The organism is Pseudomonas sp. Irchel 3E13, assembly GCF_900187455.1.
Taxonomy (GTDB): Bacteria; Pseudomonadota; Gammaproteobacteria; order Pseudomonadales; family Pseudomonadaceae; genus Aquipseudomonas.
The window spans coordinates 19134-40169 of the sequence record NZ_FYDX01000018.1 but is presented as its reverse complement, the minus strand read 5'-3'; the positions used below and the strand labels follow the sequence as shown (position 1 = coordinate 40169).

Here is a 21036-nt window from a genome sequence, read left to right as displayed (position 1 = left end):
GAACATGAGTATTTGGGCAAAATGGGTTGAGGCTGATGGCCGGTACCACTTCGGGCTGTCGGACAATGGCGGCATCGAGATCACGCTGTCGCGCCACCAGGAGTTGATCGACGCCGGCGCGGCCGGGCAGATCATTCAGCCAGGCAAGAACGGCAAGCCAGCGATCGTCGATCCGGCACCACCAAGCGACGATTTGCTTAGAGATCGGGAGCGAGCCTGGCGCGATGCCGAGCTGGCACGCAATGAGTGGATCGTCACCCGGCACCGCGAGCAGATCGAGTTGGAGCAGAGCCCGACGTTGACCGCCGAGCAGTTCATCGAACTGCTGACCTACCGCCAGGCGCTACGCGATTGGCCATCGGGGACCGAGTTTCCAAGCGTCGAACAGCGCCCTGCGTCGCCCGGCTGGCTCCAGGACCAACCGGCACTCCCCCTGTAGCAAGCGCCGCTACAGGTCCCGACCCTCGATTCACGATCACGCGCGCGGCAGCCTGTGCAGTGTCATCCCACTGCACAGGCATCCACCAATGGCCGGCGAATACCACCACGGCGTGCGCGTCCTCGAAATCAACGAGGGCACCCGCCCGATCCGCACAGTTTCCACCGCCGTCGTCGGCCTGGTCTGCACTGCAGACGACGCCGACGCCACGGCATTCCCGCTCGACACTCCCGTTCTGCTCACCAACGTCCAGGCCGCGATCGGCAAGGCCGGTACCACCGGCACCCTTGCAGCAAGCCTCCAGGCGATCGCTGACCAGACCAAACCCGTCACCGTCGTGGTCCGTGTGGCCACCGGCGCCGACGACGCCGAGACCGCGAGCAACCTGATCGGCACCACCACCGCTGACGGCAAGTACACCGGTATGAAAGCACTACTGGCCGCGAAGACCAGGCTCAAGGTCACCCCGCGCATCCTCGGCGTGCCAGGCCTTGACACCCTACCGGTGGCCACCGCCTTGGTCGCGATCGCCCAGCAACTGCGTGCGTTCGCATACGTCCGCGCTGACGGCTGCAAGACCAAGGAAGAAGCCGTCGCCTACCGCGAGAACTTCGGCGCCCGCGAGGTGATGGTGATCTGGCCGGACTTCGAAGCCTGGAGCACTGCCACCGACAGCACCCTCACCGCCCCGGCCGTGGCCGTAGCCTTGGGCCTGCGCGCGAAGCTGGACCAAGACGTTGGCTGGCACAAAACCCTGTCGAACATCCCCGTAAATGGCGTGACCGGCATCAGCGCAGACGTCTTCTGGGACCTGCAGAACCCCGCCACCGACGCTGGCTACCTCAACGAGAACGAAGTCACCACGCTGATCAACCAGGGCGGCTTCCGCTTCTGGGGCAGCCGGACTTGCACCGACGACCCGCTGTTCGCGTTCGAGAACTACACCCGGACCGCCCACGTCTTGGCTGACACGATGGCCGAGGCCCACTTGTGGGCCATCGACAAGCCGATGCACGCCTCCCTGATCCGCGACATCCTCGAAGGCATCAACGCCAAGTTCCGCGAGCTGACCGCCGCCGGCTACATCATCGGCGGCAGCGCCTGGTACGACGAGACCGCAAACGACAAGGACACCCTCAAGGCCGGCAAGCTGTTCATCGACTACGACTACACCCCCGTGCCGCCGCTCGAAGACCTGACCCTCCGGCAGCGCATCACCGATCGCTACCTTGTGGACTTCGCCAGCCGCATCAACGCATAACCGGAGACCACGCCCATGGGCATGCCCCGCAAACTCAAGAACATGAACCTGTTCAACGACGCCAACAGCTACCTCGGCGTCAGCAAGTCGGTCACCTTGCCGGTGCTCGCCCGCAAGATGGAGTCGTACCGCGGTGGCGGTATGAACGGGCCGGTGAAGGCCGACTTGGGCTTCTCCGACGATGGCCTGCAGGTGGAATACACCCTCGGCGGGCTTGACCTGATCAGCCTGCACCAGTTCGGCGCCATCAGCGCTGCCGGGGTCATGCTGCGCTGGACCGGCAGCTATCAGCAGGACGACACCGGCGAATACACCAGCGTCGAGGTAGTAGTCCGCGGCCGGCACGAGACCCTGGACGGTGGCGAGGCCACCCCGGGCGAAGACACCGAGCATAAGGTCACCACCACCTGCAGCTACTACAAGCTGATCGTGAACGGCGAAACCGTCGTCGAGATCGATCTCCTGAACTTCATCGAAATCATCAACGGCGTCGACATGCTCGCAGAGCAGCGCCGTGCCCTCGGTATCTGACCCACACTCCTGGAGTCCTTATGAAAGCCCACGAAAACGAAGTAATGCCCGTCACCCAGGACGACAACCTGGTACTGCTGGATACCCCCGTGAAGCGCGGCAACACCGAGATCGACCAGGTGACGCTACGCAAACCGACCTCCGGCGAACTGCGCGGCCTGAACCTGTCCGAGCTGCTGCAGCTCGACGTAGCCAGCCTCATCAAGCTGATCCCCCGCATCACCTCCCTCAACGAGTTCGAAGCCAGCAAGCTGGACCCGGCAGACTTGGTCGCGATCGGCACGAAGGTCATCGGTTTTTTGCTGCAGAAGCGGACGAAGACGGACGCATCGCTCGTTGCGTAGAAGACGCCATGGCCGACCTGGCCGTGGTTTTCCACTGGGCGCCCGCCGACATGGACCGCCTTTCACTGAAGGAACTGATGGAATGGCGCGAGCGGGCGCGCGTCCGGAGTAGCAACAATGGCTGACGATCTGCGCCTTCGTGTGGTGCTCAACGCGATCAACAACGCATCCGCGCCTCTGCGACAGATCCAGGCCGGCAGCCAGGAGGCCGCGCGCAGCATTCAAGCTGCGCGTCAGCGCCTTCGCGAGTTGAACACCCAGCAGCGCGACATCGCTGGCTGGCGGCAGCAGAGCACGCAGGCCAGGCAGACATCCCAATCTTTCGACGCAGCGCGCGAGCGCGTCAAGCAGATGGCTCGGCAGATGGCGGCGACTGCCAACCCCACGCAACAGATGAATGCCGAGTTCCAGGCCGCGATCCGCGCGGCGGCAGAACTGAAGCGCAAGCACGAGCAAGAGCAGCAAGCGCTCCAGGGGCTGCGTCAGCGCCTGGGCGAAGCAGGCATCGATACCCGACGACTCAATCAGCACTCGGCCAGGCTCAGGGAGGAGATGGAGCGGGCGAACCAGGTCATGCGCGACCAGGAGGCCAGGCTTCGACGGTTGGCGGCCCTCCAGGAGCGAGCGGCCCAAGCACGCGGGAGGCTGGAGCGATCACAGGCGCGAGCGGGCGCGATGGTCGCCACTGGCGCTGCAGGCGTGGCCACGTCCGGAGGGCTGATCGCGACCGGTGCCACTCTTGTGGCGCCCCAGGTCGAGGTCGGTCACCAGGGCTCGATGATCGCGGCACAGAACGGTGAAGACGCGAGCCGCTCCGATCAGTACAAGGCAATGATCAGCAGCATGCGCACCGACGGCCTGAGCACCGACATCGGGGAGATCTCCACAGCCGTTGGCGCGGCCAAGAGCACACTGTCGGCACTGGGCCCTGTTGCAGACAAGGAACTGGAGTCCGCGGCGCGCAAGGCGCTGGACCTCTCGAAAGTAATGGGCATCGACGTCGCCGAGGCCATGCAGACGGTCGGCATCATGATGCAGAACGGCCTGGCCAAGGACAGCACCGAGGCGTTCGACCTGCTGACCGCCGGCCTGCAGAAGATCCCCCAGCAAATGCGTGGCGAGATCCCCGAGATCCTGCATGAGTACTCGACGCACTTCCGCGGGATGGGATTCAGCGGCGCCGAGGCAATGAACCTGCTGGTGGAACAGGCGAAACAGGGCAAATTCGCCCTGGACAAGACTGGCGATGCGATCAAGGAATTCTCCATTCGCGGCTCCGACCTGTCGAAAACGAGCCGGGAGGCCTACGCCTCGATCGGCCTCGACGCAGAGAAAATGTCGTCGGCGATCGCGAAGGGCGGACCGGGTGCGCGCGACGCGATCCTCAAGACCGCCAAGGCGCTCCAGAAAATCAAGGATCCGGCTGAGCGCGCCAACGCAGCGATCGCGCTGTTCGGCACACCGGTTGAAGACCTGTCGGTCGACCAGATCCCGGCGTTCCTGGAAAAGCTCAACGGTGGTACCAAAGCCCTGGGCGACTTCGGCGGCGCTGCCGGCAAGATGGGCAGCGCGTTGCGGGACAACCTGTCGGGCGACCTGGATAAGCTGACCGGCGCCTGGGCCGGGCTGATCGGCTCGCTGATGGATGGGGAGAACGGCGCCCTGCGTGACTTGGTGCAGCAGGTGACCGCCGTGCTGGGTTCGGTCCGCGAGTGGATCGCAGCCAACCCGGAGCTGGCCTCGAAGATCGCCAAGGGCGCAGCAGCCGTTGCGGTCCTGATCGGCGGCATGGGCGCTCTAACAGTCGCGCTCGCCAGCATGCTCGGCCCATTTGCCATGATTCGGTACGGCATGACCATGTTCGGAGTGAGGAGCGCCATCCTCGCGCCCACACTGGGCAAGCTGGCCGGCGTGATGAAGGGCGGATTGCTGACGGCTATTCGCGTTGTCGGCACGGCACTCTGGGGGCTAACGGCGAACCCCGTCGCCTTGGCGATCGCGGCAGTCGTGGTGGCTCTCGCCGGCGCGGCCTACCTGATCTACCAGAACTGGGACGCCGTGAAGGCTTACTTCATCAACGCCTGGGCGGAGATCAAGGCCGGTTTCAGCGGTGGCATCACGGGCATCCTGAGCGTGCTGATCAACTTCAATCCCATGGGGCTGATCTATCAGGCGTTCGCCGGCGTCCTGAATTACCTGGGGCTGGATCTGCCAATGCGATTCACTGAGTTCGGCAGCATGATCGTGAACGGCCTGGTCAACGGCCTCACGTCTGGGCTGGGCATGGTGAAGGACGCCGTGAGCAGCCTGGGCGACGGGGCGATCGGCTGGTTCAAGGAAAAGCTGGGCATCCACAGCCCGTCGCGCGTGTTCGCCGAGCTGGGCGGTTTCACCACCGAGGGCCTGGCCCAGGGCCTCGACGCCGGCGCCAAGTTGCCCCTGGACGCGATGAACCGGATCAGCCAGCAGTTGACCTCCACCGGCATCGATATCAAACCGCCGGTACCGACCCTCGCCCAGGAGTCACCGGTCCGTGCTGCCGCCGACCTGGTCACCGCCCGACCGCCGAGCGATCGTCCCGGGCTGGGCAAGCAACTGGGCGCGGCCGCAATTGCTGCCAGCCTGGCCGTCACTACCGCGCCGGCGATCGCGGTCGACGATAGGCCACCGATCGCGTCGGCGCCGGCGGCGAGCTACGACAGCCATGACGTCGTGAACATCAACATCCACCCTGCGCCTGGAATGGACCCGCAGGCGATCGCCCGCGCAGTCAGTGCCGAGCTGGATCGCCGCGATCGCGAGAAGTCCGCCCGCCAGCGCAGCCGACTTTCCGATTCGGAGTAACCACACATGATGCTCGCCCTGGGCATGTTCGTTTTCAGCCTCAACACGCTCGCGTACCAGGAGCTGCAGCGCCAGACCAATTGGCGCCACGCCTCGAGCAACCGCGTCAACGCGCAGCCGGCTCTCCAGTTCGTCGGCCGGGGAGACGATACAATCACCCTCCCCGGCATCCTGCTCCCGGAGCTGGCCGGACAGGTCATCTGCCTTGACGAGCTGCGCGCGATGGGCAACACCGGCAAGAGCTGGTCGCTGCTGGACGGCACGGGCCGGCTGTACGGGGTGTTCGTGATCGAGAGCCTCAGCGAGACCCAAACCCTCTTCTTTCAGGACGGGACGGCTCGCCGCATCGAATTCAACCTGGCCCTGAAGCGCGTCGACGACGGCCGGGCGGACCTGGTCGGCGCCAGGGACCGGAGCAACTCGGACATCCTCAGGACGCTCATCCGATGACCACCGAACAGGACCAGAACGCGGCCTATCTACGGGACGTGCGCGAAAACCTCCGCCGCGACACCGCCTACTCGGTACCAGGCTTCCGCCTGACGGTCGACGGCAAAGACATCGCACGCATGGTCGCCCCGCGGCTGATCAGCCTCCAGCTCACCGACAACCGCGGGATCGAGGCTGACCAGCTCAGCATTACCCTGAGCGACCACGATGGGCTGCTGGCCATCCCGCCAAAGGGCGCGACCGTGCGGCTCTGGCTCGGCTGGAGCGATACCGGACTGGTCGACAAAGGCACCTACACGGTTGACGAAACCGAGCACAGCGGCGCGCCGGACGTGCTCAGCATTCGCGCCCGATCGGCGGATCTGCGCGGCGGGCTCAAGACCAAGCGCGAACGCAGTTGGGACGGGACAACGCTGGGCAAGGTCTTGGGCGATATCGCCGCCGGTAACGGTCTCAAGACCAGCATATCGCCCGCCCTGCAGGAGCAAGCGATCAAACACCTGGACCAGGCCAACGAGTCGGACGCGAACCTGATCACCCGCCTGGGAAAGACCTACGACGCGATGATCAGCGTGAAGTCCGGCTGCCTGGTCTGCCTGCCTGCCGGCGGTGGCAAGACCGCCAGCGGGAAGGCCCTGCCTCACATCACACTCACCCGCCAGGACGGCGATGGCCATCGCTTCCTGCAGGCGGATCGGGACAGCTTCACCGGAGCGAAGGCCTACTACTACGACGTGGGTAGCACCAAGAAACAGGAGGCGATCGCCGGCAGTGGTGACAAGCTGAAGGACTTGCGACACACGTACAGCGACCGGGAATCAGCGCTGCGCGCGGCTCGATCGGAGCTGAACCGCCTGGAGCGCGGGAGTGCAACGCTCAGCTACAACCTGGCCAAGGGCCGTCCGGAGTTAATTCCGGAGCTGACATACACGTTGCGAGGGATCAAGCCAGAGATCGATTCGATCACCTGGTATGGCGGCAACGTAGTGCACAGCCTGACGGCCGATGCCGGCTACACCATGAGCCTAGAGCTGGAAAGCAAGCTACCCGAGGAGAGCGAGAGGAGATTGTGAGCGAGTACCGAGGAACCGGTTCACACTGATAGGGCAAAAAACGATTCACCCAGCGAGTTGACTCACGTCTGAGCGTATGAAACGCGTGTTCGATACGGGAGCATAGGGCCAAAATATGCGGTAAAACTGGAAATAGATTGACAGCACTGGTACTCAATGGGAACGATTTTTCTTAAATCTCACATCAGGATGGGAAAAGCTCCATGCCGGTAGGTATCTGTAAACTCTGTAAATCAGAAACAGAGCTTCGTCTAAGCCATTTCATACCGAAATTTGTTGGCAAGTGGGTAAAGGAGACCTCTGCCACTGGCTACATAAGAATGAACCACAGCATAAATAAACGCTCCCAAGACATCGCCAAAGAGTATTGGCTATGTGGCGAATGCGAACAATTATTCTCTGGATGGGAGAGAGAATTCGCAAACAAGATATTTTACCCAATGGTTGACAAAAAAAATGACACAGCAAGATATGGAGATTGGCTGGCAAAATTTTGCGCCTCGCTGAGCTGGAGAACCCTTACATACGTCAGAAGTGTAAATCCAGCTGCCGATAGTGATACTGAGGAAAAAGCTACCGCAGCGGAAAATGCTCTCGCCGACTACCTCCTCGGAAAATCTACAAATCTGGGAGAATACGAGCAACACCTCTATCCAGTTGAAGGCATCGCTTCTAGTGATATGACCAACCTCCCCAAAAACATTAACAGATACCTGTTAAGAACCATGCAGATGGACATAGTCTCCAATACGGAAAATATGATCATCTTCACTAAGCTTCCCGGTTTCATCTTGATGGGATTGACTGGGCATCCTGAAGCGAAAGAAATGCGGAGTAGCCGAGTAGCTCTCGGAGATGGGATATTGAAACCTAGAAAGTACACATTCCCAAGCGGAGTTGGCGATTATATATTTGCCAAAGCAGAGCAGATCGCTGAAACTTATAAAACGATGTCCCCATCGCAGCAAAAAATGATTGACGCTTCAATTAGAAAAAACCCTCAGCGAGCAGCCAAGTCCGGAACAATTGAGGCATTTGAGCACGACCTTAGTATGTTCGGGCCCAAAATTTTCAACTAACCGAAAAGCCCTGGAATCACCTCCAGGGCTGTGCAACCTGCCTGATGAGAAGGCATCAAGATAACCTGTGACTTTGCTGCTCATAGGGTTCAAGGATGAGTAAGACATTACGCTTCTGATGTCCAGCTCTTCGCCAAAATAACCAGCTCACACGATCTAGCGCCTTAAACAGAAAGGGGCAGGAAGGGGGGGCGCACAAACAGTAGAAACTAAATCCGTCCCCTTTTTCGGTCGAGAAAACTTAGACTAACACAGCTGATACAGATTATTTTTTTTCTGAACCCTCAAATAGATTTATAGGCTGGCGGAGCTCGTACTTATCAGCCATCACCCCTATGTTTTGTATGAACACCTTGCCATTATAATCGTCAAGTTCATAAGCCCTTCTAAACCCACAATACCCGCGCACATGCAAGTAAACCCCTAAAACATCCACCACCGCCGCACCGATCGCAAACGATGGTTTCAAGCCAGCAGGAACGACAACAGATTTCTGTTTTCCATCAACCGTTTTAAAACCTGCATACTGCTGAGGTTCATAACCAACACAAAGTTTCTTACTTATCACAGCCAAAGAACTCATCATGCGAATAAAATCAAGCTCCCCAGATGCGCGCGCAAACTCTTCCAAAATAATATCATGATGATGATTCAGCTCAGCCATGAAAACTTCATTGTGGCGACCCAGCCAGTGAGGATTATTGAAACCACTATCAGGATATAGGTGTTCATATAGTTTTGTACTTGATATACCGATATTTCTAAGCCCGCTTTCATTCTCTCTTTTGACTAGTGAATCCAGCGTCTTCTCGAATCCCTCTCGGTGTTTCAAGTAATTGCCAAACCGATTATTCAGCACTGCCTCATCATATTGACGTTGAGCATTACTGATCTGGAGAGCAGCTTCTTTCGAACGATGAATAGCTGCCACCATTGCGACCAGTGGTAAGGAAACTCCACATATAGCAATAGGGAATTTATACAACGTAAAGAAAAGCTGAACACAGTCAGCTGTCGCGCACCAGTGCAGCGTCCCCTCCGAACAATATATTGCAACTGCCAACGCAGCGCCGAAGGTCAGAGGTACGAGCAGAGCTATCCAAAACACCCGAGTCTGGATTAGGTGTTTATGGCCACCATCACTTTTATTAGTCACCATGGAATAGTATCCCAAACTGAGAGCGAACCCCGACAAAACTCTGCCGGGGCACAAATTAACGCTTAGATTGTTTTTCGTAAGCTTCAAGAATCTTCAAAATATGACCACGCTGTTCAATATCTCGACGCTGATACAACCAAATCACTCGAATGAAATCCCTGCAAAATGAAAGTTTCTGGCTCATGTAAACTCCATTACCGAGCGCTCGGGGCCTTCATGGCTCCGTACTAAACGCCCGGGGAGTCACCTATTTTCTGCATGATTTCGTGTGCCACCAGCATCAAAATGGAAAAAATTACTGCGCGTTACTGCGTGCTCACAAAACGTTTAACGAAGTCTGCGCGCGAACTTTTTGTATCGTGCTGCTGAATGAAGTCGTCACGCCAGGCACCAGGATTGCCATTCATGGCTGCCAGATCAACGCCATAGTACTTCTCGATATCAGCTCGGGAGATATCCAGAACCTGGGTGCCCTGGGCAGTAGGGATTTTCAACGTCAATCGCTTCAAGCTGGGGAAATCACGGAACAGACGGGCAGATTCGATAGCGAAGACCTTGTTGGTCTTGTCCCCTGATTCGAAGTAGTCCGGCACGCGTTCCGGGATCTTGAATGAGATCTTCCCGTTGGCTCCTGACTCGCTCAACGACTCGATGACCGAAGGGGAAAAAATCCGCTCGGCCTTGTCCTGGAATTCAGATGCCCAGGCACCAGCCGCAGCGATGGTCAACACGACCGAGGCGATGACTTTTCCGACAAATTTCCCGACGACTTGCATGGTGTTACTCCCTGTAATCGCGGCCGGATGGCCGCCGTTTATCCTTTGAATGTGGCCAGCGCCTCACTGACGCTGTTCAGCGTGGCCCGCCCTTCCGCCGACATACGCCGATAGCGATTCACTAGCTCGACCTCCTCACCGCTGAATCCTTCTCCAGGAGCCGGCGCGCGGCCCCCCGTCAATACATAGAGCACGTCGACCCCTTGCACCGCTGCGGCTAAGAGGTAGTTGGCGTCTGGGCTACGTTCGCCTTTTTCGTAGTTGTACTGCGTGTTTTTCGAGGCACCAGCGAGGGCCGCGAAGTCCGTCTGGTTTAACCCCAAACGCTCACGCTCTTCCTTCAGGCGATCGCCAATTCCCACAAATGTCTCCATAGACGATTGACAATCCCACAATCGAGGGAAATAATCGTCATGCAATCACACGAAATCACACTAAATCACACGAATCGAGACTATGCCGAACAGCACCCCTACCGAGCAAGCGTGCCGGGCAGCCCGCGAGCGCTTGGCCAAGCAAGGAATCTCGGCGAAGGAATGGGCCATCAAGCATGACCTCAGTCCCTCCACCGTTTATGCGGTTCTGAACGGCCAGAAGAAGTGCCTTCGCGGCGAGGCCCACCGAGCTGCCGTGCTACTCGGCATTAAGCAAACCGAAGCGGCAAGCTAAGCCCCCTGGCTCAAGGAGGAAACCAGAACATGAAACGTCCCGTTCTAGAGACCCTGCGCCAGGTCATGAGCGCCGTCGTCGCCGCATTTCCCGGTGGTCGTGAGTCTGCCGCTACCCGCCTCGGCTACAAGCTCAAGCAGTTCGACAACCGCATGTACGAGAACGCTGGCAGCCAGCCGCTGACATACGACCAGATCCACCAACTCGAAAGCCAAGCCGGTACCACTTACCTGCCGGAGTTCATCGCCCATGTGTACGGCGGCATGTTCGTACCACTGGCGATCACCGAGCCCCTGGACAACGTCGAACTGTACCGGCGCTCGGTCAAGACCGACGCCAAGCGCGGTGTAGTCGACCAGATCATCTCCAAGGCCCTGGACGATGGCGTCATCGAGCCCGAGGAAGCCACAGAGATCCTACAGGCGCATGCCCGCTATCTGGCCGCACGCTCTGCCGAAGTACTGGCCACGATCCAACTGCACAGCAAAGGGCCGAAGCATTGAGCACCTACAAACTCATCTGCCCTCACTGCAGCGCCAAGATGCGCATCCGCACCAGCGAAGGCACACACATTTTCCTGCGCATTGCCTATCTGCAGTGCGTGAACGAGGCCTGCGGCTGGTCCGTGCGCGCCCAGTTCGAAATGACCCACGAAATGAGCCCGAGCGGCATGGCCAACCCCACGGTCAAGTTGCCGGTGGCGCCGATCGCTATGAAGCGGCTGGCGATGAAAACCGCCGACGATCACCCGGATTTGCTGGATCAACTGGAAATGGAGGTCGTACCCGTATGAACGTCGCACTCACCGAGAACCCCACCAATGACTACCGCGCCGCCATGCAGGAGGCCGCTGTTGCGTTCCTATTGCGTCACCGCGGTGAACACCTGACGGGTGACGACCAGGTGCTGCAGAACTGCACCCGCTTCCTGGCCCAGTCGCTGGAGGTACCCGCGCACCTGGTGCAGCGGATCGCCGAGCTGGCCGTATCCGAGTTCGAAGGGATGACCACCAAGCGGCTGACCCTCCTCGGGGTTCACCCGGCCAGCGGGGCCTTCCGGCCGACGCTGTGGTTCCTGGATACGCAGACGCAACAGCGGCACCAGGTGCCGGCGCGCTACTTGCCGGCCCGCCTGCAGCAGAACCCTCGCAACACTTCGAAGTAACCCGAATCTCCCCCGAACCGTGCCCGCACCGCGTGGGTAAGGGGAAACTGCACTTTATTGGTGGCCGTTATGACCAAAATCACCATTCACCTGGAGCTGAACCAGGAGCAGGCACAGCACTACCTGCAATGGCTCAACAGCCAGTTCAGCACGACCATGGCCGACGTCTGGTATTCCGATCGTTACAGGAATGTCCCTTGCGGAGAACGTGCACCGCTGGTGATGAAGGACGTGCCGCACCTGGCCGGGATCTCACGGACCCGGCGCGAGTTGGAGAAGTGCCTGGCGGAGCGCTCGCAGTGAACCGCAAGCCGATGGAGCAACAACTGCGCGCCGAAGTTCTTCGGCGACTGCAGGACGAGTTTGGCCTGAAACCCATGGCCGGTACCCAGTACCTGCGCAAGGGCACCTGTCCGAGCTGCGGGAAGAAAGAGTTGTACTCCCGCCAGGACGAGCCCTGGTTCATCAAGTGCGGCCGCGAGAGCAAGTGTGGCGAGCAGTGGCACGTCAAAGATCTGTTCGAGGATCTGTTCGAGGATTACAGCAAGCGCTACCCGTCGACCGCTGAATCCCCGAAAGCATCGGCCGACGCTTACATGCAGTTTGCCCGCGGCTTCGACCTCGGCCTGGTGAAGGGCTGGTACACCCAAGAGAACTACTGGGATCGTGACCTTGGCATCGGCAGCGCTACGGTACGCTTCGTCCTGGAGAAAGGTGGTTACTGGGAGCGCCTGATCGACCAGCCCCATCGGTTCGGTAACAAAAAAGCACGCTTCGCCCCAGGACAATCGCCAACAGGTTACTGGTGGTGCCCACCTTCCGTGGATCTGCTGGAAGTGGACGAACTCTGGATCACAGAGGGGATTTTCGACGCGATCGGGTTGTTGCATAACAGCCTCGACTCGGTGTCGGCCATGGGCTCGGGCTATTACCCGGCAGAATCGCTCAAGGCGCTGGCCAAGCAGAGAACTGAAGCTGGCAAGAAGCTGCCGAAGCTGATCTGGGCCCTGGACAACGAGCCGGGCGCGCACTACTTCACCCGCAAGCATGCCGCCCTCGCTCGCGAGCTGGGTTTCACCGTTGAGGCCGCACAAATCCCCCAGCGCGGCCGCAAGGTGGATTGGAACGATCTGCACCAGCGCTGGGGGTTCCTCGACGAGGAAAAGCGCCAGGACCGGATCGATCGGGATCTGCGCGAGGTTCGCTACCACGGCAGCCTGCTGCTGGCGGAAAGCGCGTCGGAGAAGGGCGTTCTGATGTACGAATGGCGCGAGCGCCACGAGTTTCACTTCTCGTTCGAGAACCGTCTCTACTGGTTCAAGATGGACCTGGAGAAGCTGACCAAGGCCATTCAGCAACTCAAGGACTCCGACAGCCACGACAACCAGTTGCTGAACGATCGCCAGCTCCGCGACAAGGCCATGCGTCAGTGCGGCATGGTCATAGAGATCGCCAACTGCTACCCGCAGGCGCTGTACTTCCAACGCAACGAGGTGACAGACGAGTCCTGGTACTACTTCCGGGTGGACTTCCCGCACGACGAACCGAGCGTGCTGAACACCTTCACCGGTGGCCAGGTCGCGGCCGCCAGCGAATTCAAGAAACGGCTCTTGGGCATGGCCGCCGGCGCAGTGTTCACCGGCAGTGGCTCCCAGCTCGACCGGATCATGCAGCAGCAACTATTCGGGCTGAAGACCGTCAAGACCATCGACTACGTCGGCTACAGCAAAGAACACGGCTGCTACGTGTTCGGCGATCTGGCGGTCCGCGGCGGCGTGCTGGAGAAGGCCAACGCCGAGGACTATTTCGAATTCAAAGGGCTGCGCCTCAAGACGCTGCAGAAGTCGATCAAGCTGGAGATCAACCAGGACGCCTCGGCCTACCGGCCGGAGTGGTTCAAGTGGCTTTGGACCTGCTTTCACACCCAGGGCGTGATCACCCTCGCCTACTGGTTCGGCTCGCTGTTTGCCGAGCAGATCCGCTCTGAGTTCCAGTCGTTCCCGTTCCTTGAGGTGACGGGCGAGGCCGGCGCCGGCAAGTCCACGCTGCTGATGTTCCTGTGGAAGCTGCTCGGTCGACAGGACGAGGAAGGCGACGACCCGATCAAGATGACCAAGGCCGGCCTGCGCCGCTGGCTGAGCCAGACCTCGGGAATGCCGACGGTCATGCTGGAAGCGGACCGGAGCGACGCTGAAACCGGCATGGCCAAGTCCTTCGACTTCGACCAGTTCAAGCCGCTGTTCAATGGCCGCGGCTTGGGCCTGACCGGCGTGAAGAACGGCGGCAACGACACCAATGCACCACCGTTCCGGTCCGCCCTGGTGTTCAGCCAGAACGCCTCTGTCGTCGCGTCGGAAGCCATCCTTACCCGGATCGTGAAACTGCATTTCGTACGACCGGAGGTCACCAGCGACAGCCGGGCCGCGGCCGACAACCTCAACCACCTGCAGGCCAGCGAAGTGAGCCACTTTTTGCTGATGGCAGCCAAGGCCGAACAGAAGGTCATGGAGACGTTCCGCGCCCAGGTGAAGGTCCACGAAATGGCACTGCGCGAGCTGCGCGAGATCCGTATCGAACGGATCATCAAAAACCACGCCCAGATGATGGCCCTGGTCGACGCACTGCGCCTGGTAGTGCCGATGAGCGACCGCGAGCACGAAGGCACTCTGCGGGAGCTGCGCTGCATGGCCATCGCCCGTCAGCACGCGGTGAACTCCGATCCGAAGGAAGTGGCCGAGTTCTGGGAAGTCTTCGACTACCTGCAGTCGCTCAGTGACGAACCGGTGGTGAACCACAGCAAGAACCCGGAACTGATCGCCATCCACCTCAACGAATTCTGCGAGCGCGCGGCCGAGCACAAGCAAAAGCTGGCCGACGTCACAGCCCTGCGCACGCTGCTGCGAAACAGCAAATCACGCCCCTTGGTCGACGCCAACCGCGCCGTCGACAGCGCCGTGCGCGCTGTATTCAACACCCGTACCACGGCCGCGAACCTGCGGCCGACCACCGTCAAGTGCTGGACCTTCAAGGCCGGCTGAACCGCCCGGGCGCTGCAACGCCTGGAACAACTCCAAGGAGAAACCACATGCAACTCAACGTCATCACCGGTCCCGCCGGCTCGGGCAAAACCCGGTGCCTTCGCGAGATGGCCACGGCCCAAGGCATGGAAAGCCGGATCCTCAATGGGTCATGTATCACCGGTACCGCTCTGCATCGTCAGGTCAGCCGCCAACTCTATCGGGGCGCCAAAGAGGTGTTCATCGATGAGTGCCATCCGAACCTGATCGGCCTCATTCAGACATGGGGGCGGCGGTTTCCCGCAGGGGTAGTCCTGCACGTCGTGCAGCAAGACAGACCATAACCAACCCGATCGCCGGTGGAGCTGCAACTCCCCGGTGCGGGTTATCTCAAGGAGAAAACCACATGCAGCATTACTACAAATCTAAGGACGCCACTGTTCTGGCGATCATTCAGGAGTACTTCCAGGCACGGGCCCAGTTCCAGCAGCAACTGCTGGAACTGGGCAAGGTGTTCGGTGGCGCCGCCGCCTCGATGCGGGATCTCGACTCGCACTACGCCGGCGGTATCAAGCTGTCGGACGATGGTGCTTTAGACGTCCATTGGCGCCGGCCCGACGACCACGGATTCCGCAGCCTGCGTCACAACGCCCGTATCCAGAAAGGGACCAGCAAAGAAGACCGTGCCCAGATCCGTGCGCAGCATGAGAGCTTGCATGCGCAATGGGATAAGCACTGCCCGCCACGGCTGGATATCACCCCCTACTGGGACCGCTTGGGCGTCAACACCGGAAACCTTTGGCTCAGCGGCGGCGTGAAGTTCGAACACCAGGGGACCGCCTATTTCATGCTCGGCTTTGACATTAACCAAGCTCGGTACGAAAAGGCATTGGCGGAAGACAAGCCGACGTCAGGCTGGATCATTGGTGCGACCGAGATTCTGCCCAGTGAGTACGAGACCGCGCGTCTCGCGAAGGTCGGGGGTTCTGCATGAACACTCTGACCGCTCTGAATCTGCAGTTGGGCTTCCAGGAATGGGCGACTGATCGGGGTTACGACGTGAGCACTGGCGTCGATGGCCTGCCCACCAACCTCGAAACCCGCGCGGCCTGGCTGGGCTATGAGGCCGCACACGGGCCAGCGGGCTGCGGGCCATCTGGTCAGCAGCTCTACGCAAAGATCAAGAAAACCAGCGAGTACGCACACCAGGCTGACGGGCTGTTCCCGGTCCGCGTCGGTAGCCCGCCCTACGGCAACTATGCCGTTCACGGCGGTCCGGGCGGCGTCTATCCCCTGGGCGACGTGGAGTTCTACGTCATCGAGGGCGGCAAGCAGTACCGGTTGAAGTAAGCGAAATAAGTGGCGCCGAGGAGCTGCAACTCCCCGACGCCGACCAACCCCAAGGAGAAACCACATGCAAGTAGAAACCCCAGAAGTCAGCGGCGAGAAGGCTAACACACCGGATTTCAAACCCGGCGACAAGGTCACTTTCGTTTCCGCACAAAGCCGCGGCCGGAACGTGAACTTCAGCGTCAAAGAGACTACCGTGGTCAAGGTGCTTGGCAGCACTGCCATCGTGAGGTACAGGAACGGGCAGAAACTCGCAATTGCTGTTTCGGAGCTGACCCCAGCAAGTGAGCGGAACGCACTCACGCGTGCCCTTTGCGGGGACAAAGCATGAGCCAACGGACCCGCCCACGGTTGGCCAGCCACTCGTTGGACCTGCCGAACTATTGCGATATCTGCAACCGATCGCGCTCCCATGGCGACCATCGAAAGTGCAGCAAGATTCGCCAGGAGCAGAAGTCGGTTGCGTGGGAAACCTACATGGCCAACGTCGAGGCCAAACGGGCACAACGAGGAAACTACCGTGGTCGTTGAGATCCGTTGCCGGTACACGACCGGTACTTATGTGGCGATGGTGAAAGGCCAGAAACTCACAGCCAGCAACACCGTTAGCGCCCGACAGGCAGCCGAAGGGCTGGCCAGCAAGCTGAACCTCGACCCCTCGCTCCTGGTGCAACATCAGCGAGAACTTCCGAGCACTTTGACGACCTTCACGCATCCCGGCCACAAGCCAGGAAGCGACCAATGACTCCGCGGAGCGCCGCGAAGCTCGCGGTCATCTTCGGATTCTGCAGTGGCATCGGATTCATGGCCGCTCAGGAAACCTGGTGGTGGTTCACCGGGCTCGTTGGGTTCTGCCACGGATAGCCGCTGGCCTTTCTTCGCATCAAGAACTGATGCGGCAACCTTCTAGGTCTGGCAACAGGCCAACCTCTTACAACGGCCCATACACTGGGCCGTTTCTTCGTTCGTGAGTGAAATTCAATGGCTGATGGAGTCGAAGTACGCGGCAACCGTGTCCGCGTGTATTTCCGTTACCAGGGAGAGCTGTGCCGGGAGACCATACCCGGTGACGCCTCGCCCGCCAGCGTGGCCAACGCCGAGCGTCTGGTCGGGATCATCAACTACGAGATTCAGGCCGGGACGTTCAGCTACGCCCGCCACTTCCCTGACTCGCCCAAGGTGAAGAGCAACACATTCGGCCACTTCATCGACCTGTGGCTGGATATCAAACGTAATGAGATGGCTACCTCTGGCTTCCTGGCATACGCGAGCAAGGTGAAGAACCACATCCGCCCCATGTGGGGCGATCGCCAGGCCGACCATATCGACCACCTCGATCTGCAGACCTGGATTCAGAAAACCCTGATGCCAGCGCTGCACAACAAGACGGTCCGGGAGATCCTCAGCATCGTCCGGCAGATCTTCACGCTGTACCGCACCAGGAATAAGACGGCCCACGATCCTACCGAGGGAATCACTGTTCGCCTGCCCGACGCCGATGACCCCGATCCGTTCGAACGAAGCGAGATCGATCTCATCCTGGGCGAGGATCTGGAGTTCCTACAGGAGATCAATCTCATCCAGTTCATGATTTGGACGGGGGCACGCGTTTCGGAAGCGATCGCTTTGTCCTGGGAGGATGTCGAGCTGGAAGCCGGGACGGTGAAGTTCCGCCGCTCCCAGGTTCGCAGCAACTACCGGGTGACCAAAAACCGCCGATCGACGCGAGAGGTCCGCTTGATAAAGCCTGCACTGGAAGCGCTACGGGCACAGGTTCGCTTCACCAGGAGCCGGCCGCTGGTGGACGTCGACGTCACTGATCGCGACAACCGGACGATCAAGCGGCAGAAGCTTCGCTTCGTCTTCCACAAGACCACCACCAGCGCAGCCTGGACGAGCTCTGACGTGTTGGTGAAAACCTGGTGGAGGAAGCATCTGGAAAATGTGGGGGTGCGGTACCGCGGCCCGAACAACTGCCGGCATACCTACGCGAGCCAGACGCTTAGCACCGGCGTGGTCCCGCTGGACTGGATCGCGGACCAGATGGGACACACCTCGACGGCGATGATCTGGAAGCACTACGGGAAATGGATTCACCAGGATGGGCCGGACATGGTCGGCATGCTGGAGCATGCGCTTCGGTTGTGAGGAAACCGAGGTCCAGAAATGCAAAAGGCAGCCCCGAGAGGCTGCCTTTTTTACGTCTTGATTCCCAAAGTGTTCCCAGTTTGCTCCCATTTCAAGGATCGCCGGGATAAAACCCTTTGAAAACAGACGCTTAGATGGTGCGGACGAAGAGACTCGAACTCTTACAGCTTGCGCCGCTGGAACCTAAATCCAGTGTGTCTACCAATTTCACCACGTCCGCATAACGCTTTTAAAGCAAAGGCGCCGGATTTTCATCGGGCGCCTTCTGGAATATGGGGTGGACGATGGGGATCGAACCCACGACAACAGGAGTCACAATCCTGTGCTCTACCAACTGAGCTACGCCCACCATATTGCGTTACTGCTTTACTTGTGCCAAAGCTGCCTTGTATGGCGCACCCGGCAGGACTCGAACCTGCGACCATCCGCTTAGAAGGCGGATGCTCTATCCAGCTGAGCTACGGGCGCATATTTAATCTGCTTTCTTTTAAGATTACAAATTAACTTTTAGCCTTACCGAACAAGCTAACAAATCCGCTCATTCTGCCCGACCTTGCTAACCAGTGCTAGGCCCTGCCCGACAAGTGCGACGAATGTTATAGACGGTCGGTAAGGTCGTCAACTATTTTTTCAAAAAAATTCATTTTATTTAAGGGCTTAGGGGATTTGCCGGACCAAGCGCCTTTGCCCTGCGCCGTGGTCATGCGAGAATGCGCGCTCTTTTTTTCCCTCTCGATGGTTAATCACCCGTCATGACTGCACAACTTATCGACGGCAAGGCGATCGCCGCCAGCCTGCGCCAGCAGATCGCCCAACGTGTCGTGGAACGTCGCCAGCAAGGTCTGCGGACTCCCGGCCTGGCGGTGATCCTGGTTGGCAACGACCCTGCCTCTCAAGTCTATGTTTCGCACAAGCGTAAAGACTGCGAAGAAGTCGGCTTCATCTCCCAGGCTTTCGACCTGCCAAGCAACACCAGCCAACAAGACCTGACCGACCTGATCGACCGTCTTAATAATGACGCGAACATCGACGGGATCCTGTTGCAACTGCCGCTGCCTGCTCACCTGGATGCCTCGCTGCTGCTCGAGCGCATTCGTCCGGACAAGGATGTCGACGGTTTCCATCCTTATAATGTCGGCCGCCTGGCCCAACGCATCCCGCTGCTGCGCCCGTGCACGCCAAAAGGCATCATGACCCTACTGCAAAGCACCGGTCAGGATCTGTACGGCATGGATGCAGTCGTCGTCGGCGCTTCCAATATCGTTGGCCGTCCGATGGCCATGGAGCTGCTGCTGGCTGGCTGCACCGTCACCGTCACCCACCGTTTCACCAAGGACCTCGCCGGCCACGTTGGCCGCGCTGACCTGGTGGTCGTAGCCGCCGGCAAGCCGGGCCTGGTCAAGGGCGAGTGGATCAAGGAAGGCGCCATCGTCATCGACGTCGGCATCAACCGCCAGGAAGACGGCAAGCTGGTGGGCGACGTGGTCTACGAGACCGCCCTGCCTCGCGCCGGCTGGATCACGCCAGTCCCGGGCGGCGTCGGCCCAATGACCCGCGCCTGCCTGTTGGAGAACACCCTGTACGCGGCTGAAGAACTGCACAAGTGATTCAGTAACGCGCTTCCCAAAAACGGCACCTTCCACGGTGCCGTTTTTTTATCCCCGTAATACAGCCAAAACCCTCGCAGCCGATTCAGCTGTCAAATCACCTGTTTCAGCTTTCCCGGCTGGGCGCCCGACGTGCTTCAGCCGGGATTGCAAGGCCATCGGTAAGACAATGTACGCACTGCCAACCCCTGGATGCGTGCCCCGATGCAAACCACCAATACCGTCCTGATGATCCGCCCGGCGCGGTTCGCCTTCAACCCGGATACCGCTGTGAACAACCGCTTCCAGAAGCCCTTGCTGGAACCGGAACAGGCGCAGCAGAAAGCGCTGGAAGAGTTCGACGGCTATGTCGATACGCTGCGCCAGCATGGCGTCGATGTACTGGTGGTGCAGGACACCCCGGCCCCGCACACCCCCGACTCGATCTTCCCCAACAACTGGTGGAGCAGCCATGCCGACGGCAGCCTGGTGCTCTATCCCATGGAAGGCCAGAACCGTCGGCTAGAGCGTGACAAGGGCGTGCTGCAGGTGCTCAGCGAGCGCTTCGCGATTCACAAGACCCTCGACCTGAGCCCGCTGGAAGCGCAGAACATCTTCCTCGAGGGCACCGGCAGCATGGTGCTCGACCGCGAGAACCGCATCAGCTACGCCTGCCACTCCGGCCGCACCCACGGCGAGGCGCTGCGCCAGTTCGCCGAGAACATGGACTACCGCCTCTGCGTGTTCCATGCCGTCGATCGCCACCAGTCACCGATCTACCACAGCAACGTGATGATGAGCGTAGGCCGCAACCTTTCTGTGGTCTGCCTCGATGCCCTGCCCGACGCCGCCGAGCGCCGCGCCCTGGAACACAGCCTGCGCGACACCGGCAAGGACATCCTGGCGCTGGACTTCGACCAGCTCGAAGGCTTCGCCGGCAACATGCTCGAAGTCCACGACAAGCAAGGCCAGCCGCTGTTGGTGATGTCGCGCAGTGCCTGGCATTCGCTCAGCGCCGAACAACGCCGCCAGGCCGAGCGCCACAGCCACCCGGTAGTGGTGAACATCGACCATATCGAACGCATCGGCGGCGGCAGCGCGCGCTGCATGCTCGCCGAAGTCCACCTGCCCGTTCGCAACTGATCC

The 21036-nt window shown here is 59.9% G+C and carries 28 protein-coding genes and 3 tRNA genes; 24 read left to right on the top strand and 7 right to left on the bottom strand.

Features of this window, described 5'->3' with window-relative positions:
• Nucleotides 1-4: 4 nt before the first annotated feature.
• The 9 genes from CKW37_RS26630 to CKW37_RS26590 all read left to right on the top strand — a co-directional run bounded on the left by CKW37_RS26630 (nucleotide 5) and on the right by CKW37_RS26590 (nucleotide 8021).
• On the top strand, nucleotides 5-439 hold the full coding sequence (locus CKW37_RS26630; protein WP_095159179.1) for a phage tail assembly chaperone: 435 nt from the start codon (nucleotides 5-7) through the stop codon (nucleotides 437-439).
• Between the two features lie 88 nt (nucleotides 440-527).
• Nucleotides 528-1700: a phage tail sheath protein gene (locus CKW37_RS26625; protein WP_095159178.1), complete on the top strand. Its 1173-nt coding sequence runs from the start codon at nucleotides 528-530 to the stop codon at nucleotides 1698-1700.
• Nucleotides 1701-1715: 15 nt separating this feature from the next.
• A complete protein-coding gene (locus CKW37_RS26620) occupies nucleotides 1716-2231 on the top strand; it encodes a phage major tail tube protein (RefSeq protein ID WP_095159177.1) in 516 nt (171 codons plus the stop codon).
• 20 nt (nucleotides 2232-2251) lie between these two features.
• Nucleotides 2252-2575 carry a phage tail assembly protein gene (locus CKW37_RS26615; protein ID WP_095159176.1) on the top strand — a complete coding sequence of 108 codons (324 nt, stop codon included), beginning with the start codon at nucleotides 2252-2254 and terminating at the stop codon, nucleotides 2573-2575.
• 8 nt (nucleotides 2576-2583) lie between these two features.
• Nucleotides 2584-2700 carry a GpE family phage tail protein gene (locus tag CKW37_RS26610; protein ID WP_095159175.1) on the top strand — a complete coding sequence of 39 codons (117 nt, stop codon included), beginning with the start codon at nucleotides 2584-2586 and terminating at the stop codon, nucleotides 2698-2700.
• Nucleotides 2693-5419, top strand: coding sequence for a phage tail tape measure protein (locus CKW37_RS26605; RefSeq protein WP_095159174.1), 2727 nt, complete (start codon nucleotides 2693-2695; stop codon nucleotides 5417-5419). The genes CKW37_RS26610 and CKW37_RS26605 overlap by 8 nt, the downstream gene beginning before the upstream one ends.
• 6 nt (nucleotides 5420-5425) lie before the next feature.
• Nucleotides 5426-5869 carry a phage tail protein gene (locus CKW37_RS26600; RefSeq protein WP_095159173.1) on the top strand — a complete coding sequence of 148 codons (444 nt, stop codon included), beginning with the start codon at nucleotides 5426-5428 and terminating at the stop codon, nucleotides 5867-5869.
• Nucleotides 5866-6942: a phage late control D family protein gene (locus CKW37_RS26595; RefSeq protein ID WP_095159172.1), complete on the top strand. Its 1077-nt coding sequence runs from the start codon at nucleotides 5866-5868 to the stop codon at nucleotides 6940-6942. The genes CKW37_RS26600 and CKW37_RS26595 overlap by 4 nt, the downstream gene beginning before the upstream one ends.
• 203 nt (nucleotides 6943-7145) lie before the next feature.
• On the top strand, nucleotides 7146-8021 hold the full coding sequence (locus CKW37_RS26590; protein ID WP_095159171.1) for a hypothetical protein: 876 nt from the start codon (nucleotides 7146-7148) through the stop codon (nucleotides 8019-8021).
• A 265-nt stretch (nucleotides 8022-8286) separates the two neighbouring features.
• On the opposite strand, the gene CKW37_RS32640 is transcribed toward CKW37_RS26590, so the two are convergent.
• From CKW37_RS32640 to CKW37_RS26575, 4 genes are all read right to left on the bottom strand, one after another.
• On the bottom strand, nucleotides 8287-9180 hold the full coding sequence (locus CKW37_RS32640) for a hypothetical protein (protein ID WP_143502143.1): 894 nt from the start codon (nucleotides 9178-9180) through the stop codon (nucleotides 8287-8289).
• A 55-nt stretch (nucleotides 9181-9235) separates the two neighbouring features.
• Entirely contained in the window at nucleotides 9236-9364 is a 129-nt protein-coding gene (locus tag CKW37_RS33350) for a hypothetical protein (protein ID WP_256587876.1), read from the bottom strand.
• Between the two features lie 121 nt (nucleotides 9365-9485).
• On the bottom strand, nucleotides 9486-9956 hold the full coding sequence (locus CKW37_RS26580; protein WP_095159169.1) for a hypothetical protein: 471 nt from the start codon (nucleotides 9954-9956) through the stop codon (nucleotides 9486-9488).
• 38 nt (nucleotides 9957-9994) lie between these two features.
• Entirely contained in the window at nucleotides 9995-10318 is a 324-nt protein-coding gene (locus CKW37_RS26575) for a helix-turn-helix domain-containing protein (protein WP_095159168.1), read from the bottom strand.
• A gap of 94 nt (nucleotides 10319-10412) precedes the next feature.
• Here CKW37_RS26575 and CKW37_RS26570 point away from each other — a divergent pair, with 94 nt between their 5' ends.
• The 13 genes from CKW37_RS26570 (at nucleotide 10413) to CKW37_RS26510 (ending at nucleotide 18304) form a co-directional block, all read left to right on the top strand.
• Nucleotides 10413-10625: a DNA-binding protein gene (locus CKW37_RS26570; RefSeq protein ID WP_095159167.1), complete on the top strand. Its 213-nt coding sequence runs from the start codon at nucleotides 10413-10415 to the stop codon at nucleotides 10623-10625.
• A gap of 29 nt (nucleotides 10626-10654) precedes the next feature.
• Entirely contained in the window at nucleotides 10655-11128 is a 474-nt protein-coding gene (locus CKW37_RS26565; protein WP_095159166.1) for a YmfL family putative regulatory protein, read from the top strand.
• Nucleotides 11125-11418 carry an ogr/Delta-like zinc finger family protein gene (locus tag CKW37_RS26560; RefSeq protein ID WP_095159165.1) on the top strand — a complete coding sequence of 98 codons (294 nt, stop codon included), beginning with the start codon at nucleotides 11125-11127 and terminating at the stop codon, nucleotides 11416-11418. The genes CKW37_RS26565 and CKW37_RS26560 overlap by 4 nt, the downstream gene beginning before the upstream one ends.
• Entirely contained in the window at nucleotides 11415-11789 is a 375-nt protein-coding gene (locus CKW37_RS26555; RefSeq protein ID WP_095159164.1) for a hypothetical protein, read from the top strand. The genes CKW37_RS26560 and CKW37_RS26555 overlap by 4 nt, the downstream gene beginning before the upstream one ends.
• A gap of 69 nt (nucleotides 11790-11858) precedes the next feature.
• Nucleotides 11859-12092, top strand: a complete 234-nt coding sequence (locus CKW37_RS26550; protein WP_095159163.1) for a hypothetical protein — start codon at nucleotides 11859-11861, stop codon at nucleotides 12090-12092.
• An 11-nt stretch (nucleotides 12093-12103) separates the two neighbouring features.
• Nucleotides 12104-14827: a toprim domain-containing protein gene (locus CKW37_RS26545; protein ID WP_095159264.1), complete on the top strand. Its 2724-nt coding sequence runs from the start codon at nucleotides 12104-12106 to the stop codon at nucleotides 14825-14827.
• 47 nt (nucleotides 14828-14874) lie between these two features.
• Nucleotides 14875-15150 carry a hypothetical protein gene (locus CKW37_RS26540; protein WP_095159162.1) on the top strand — a complete coding sequence of 92 codons (276 nt, stop codon included), beginning with the start codon at nucleotides 14875-14877 and terminating at the stop codon, nucleotides 15148-15150.
• A 62-nt stretch (nucleotides 15151-15212) separates the two neighbouring features.
• Entirely contained in the window at nucleotides 15213-15800 is a 588-nt protein-coding gene (locus CKW37_RS26535) for a hypothetical protein (RefSeq protein WP_095159161.1), read from the top strand.
• Entirely contained in the window at nucleotides 15797-16156 is a 360-nt protein-coding gene (locus tag CKW37_RS26530) for a hypothetical protein (RefSeq protein WP_095159160.1), read from the top strand. Before CKW37_RS26535 ends, CKW37_RS26530 begins: the two co-directional genes overlap by 4 nt.
• A gap of 64 nt (nucleotides 16157-16220) precedes the next feature.
• Nucleotides 16221-16487: a hypothetical protein gene (locus CKW37_RS26525; protein WP_095159159.1), complete on the top strand. Its 267-nt coding sequence runs from the start codon at nucleotides 16221-16223 to the stop codon at nucleotides 16485-16487.
• On the top strand, nucleotides 16484-16687 hold the full coding sequence (locus CKW37_RS26520) for a hypothetical protein (RefSeq protein WP_095159158.1): 204 nt from the start codon (nucleotides 16484-16486) through the stop codon (nucleotides 16685-16687). Before CKW37_RS26525 ends, CKW37_RS26520 begins: the two co-directional genes overlap by 4 nt.
• Nucleotides 16677-16901 (top strand): hypothetical protein, encoded by a 225-nt coding sequence (locus CKW37_RS26515; RefSeq protein ID WP_095159157.1) that lies wholly within the window; start codon nucleotides 16677-16679, stop codon nucleotides 16899-16901. Before CKW37_RS26520 ends, CKW37_RS26515 begins: the two co-directional genes overlap by 11 nt.
• A gap of 236 nt (nucleotides 16902-17137) precedes the next feature.
• Nucleotides 17138-18304 carry an Arm DNA-binding domain-containing protein gene (locus CKW37_RS26510; RefSeq protein ID WP_095159156.1) on the top strand — a complete coding sequence of 389 codons (1167 nt, stop codon included), beginning with the start codon at nucleotides 17138-17140 and terminating at the stop codon, nucleotides 18302-18304.
• Between the two features lie 135 nt (nucleotides 18305-18439).
• Here CKW37_RS26510 and CKW37_RS26505 read toward each other — a convergent pair.
• The 3 genes from CKW37_RS26505 to CKW37_RS26495 form a co-directional block, all read right to left on the bottom strand.
• Nucleotides 18440-18524 (bottom strand) — tRNA-Leu (locus CKW37_RS26505).
• Between the two features lie 53 nt (nucleotides 18525-18577).
• Nucleotides 18578-18653, bottom strand: a tRNA-His gene (locus CKW37_RS26500).
• A gap of 42 nt (nucleotides 18654-18695) precedes the next feature.
• Nucleotides 18696-18772 (bottom strand) — tRNA-Arg (locus CKW37_RS26495).
• 284 nt (nucleotides 18773-19056) lie between these two features.
• Between CKW37_RS26495 and folD the strand changes: the two genes are divergently transcribed.
• Nucleotides 19057-19911 (top strand): bifunctional methylenetetrahydrofolate dehydrogenase/methenyltetrahydrofolate cyclohydrolase FolD, encoded by an 855-nt coding sequence (gene folD, locus CKW37_RS26490; protein ID WP_095159155.1) that lies wholly within the window; start codon nucleotides 19057-19059, stop codon nucleotides 19909-19911.
• Between the two features lie 204 nt (nucleotides 19912-20115).
• Nucleotides 20116-21033 carry a citrulline utilization hydrolase CtlX gene (ctlX, locus tag CKW37_RS26485; protein WP_095159154.1) on the top strand — a complete coding sequence of 306 codons (918 nt, stop codon included), beginning with the start codon at nucleotides 20116-20118 and terminating at the stop codon, nucleotides 21031-21033.
• Nucleotides 21034-21036 lie beyond the last annotated feature (3 nt).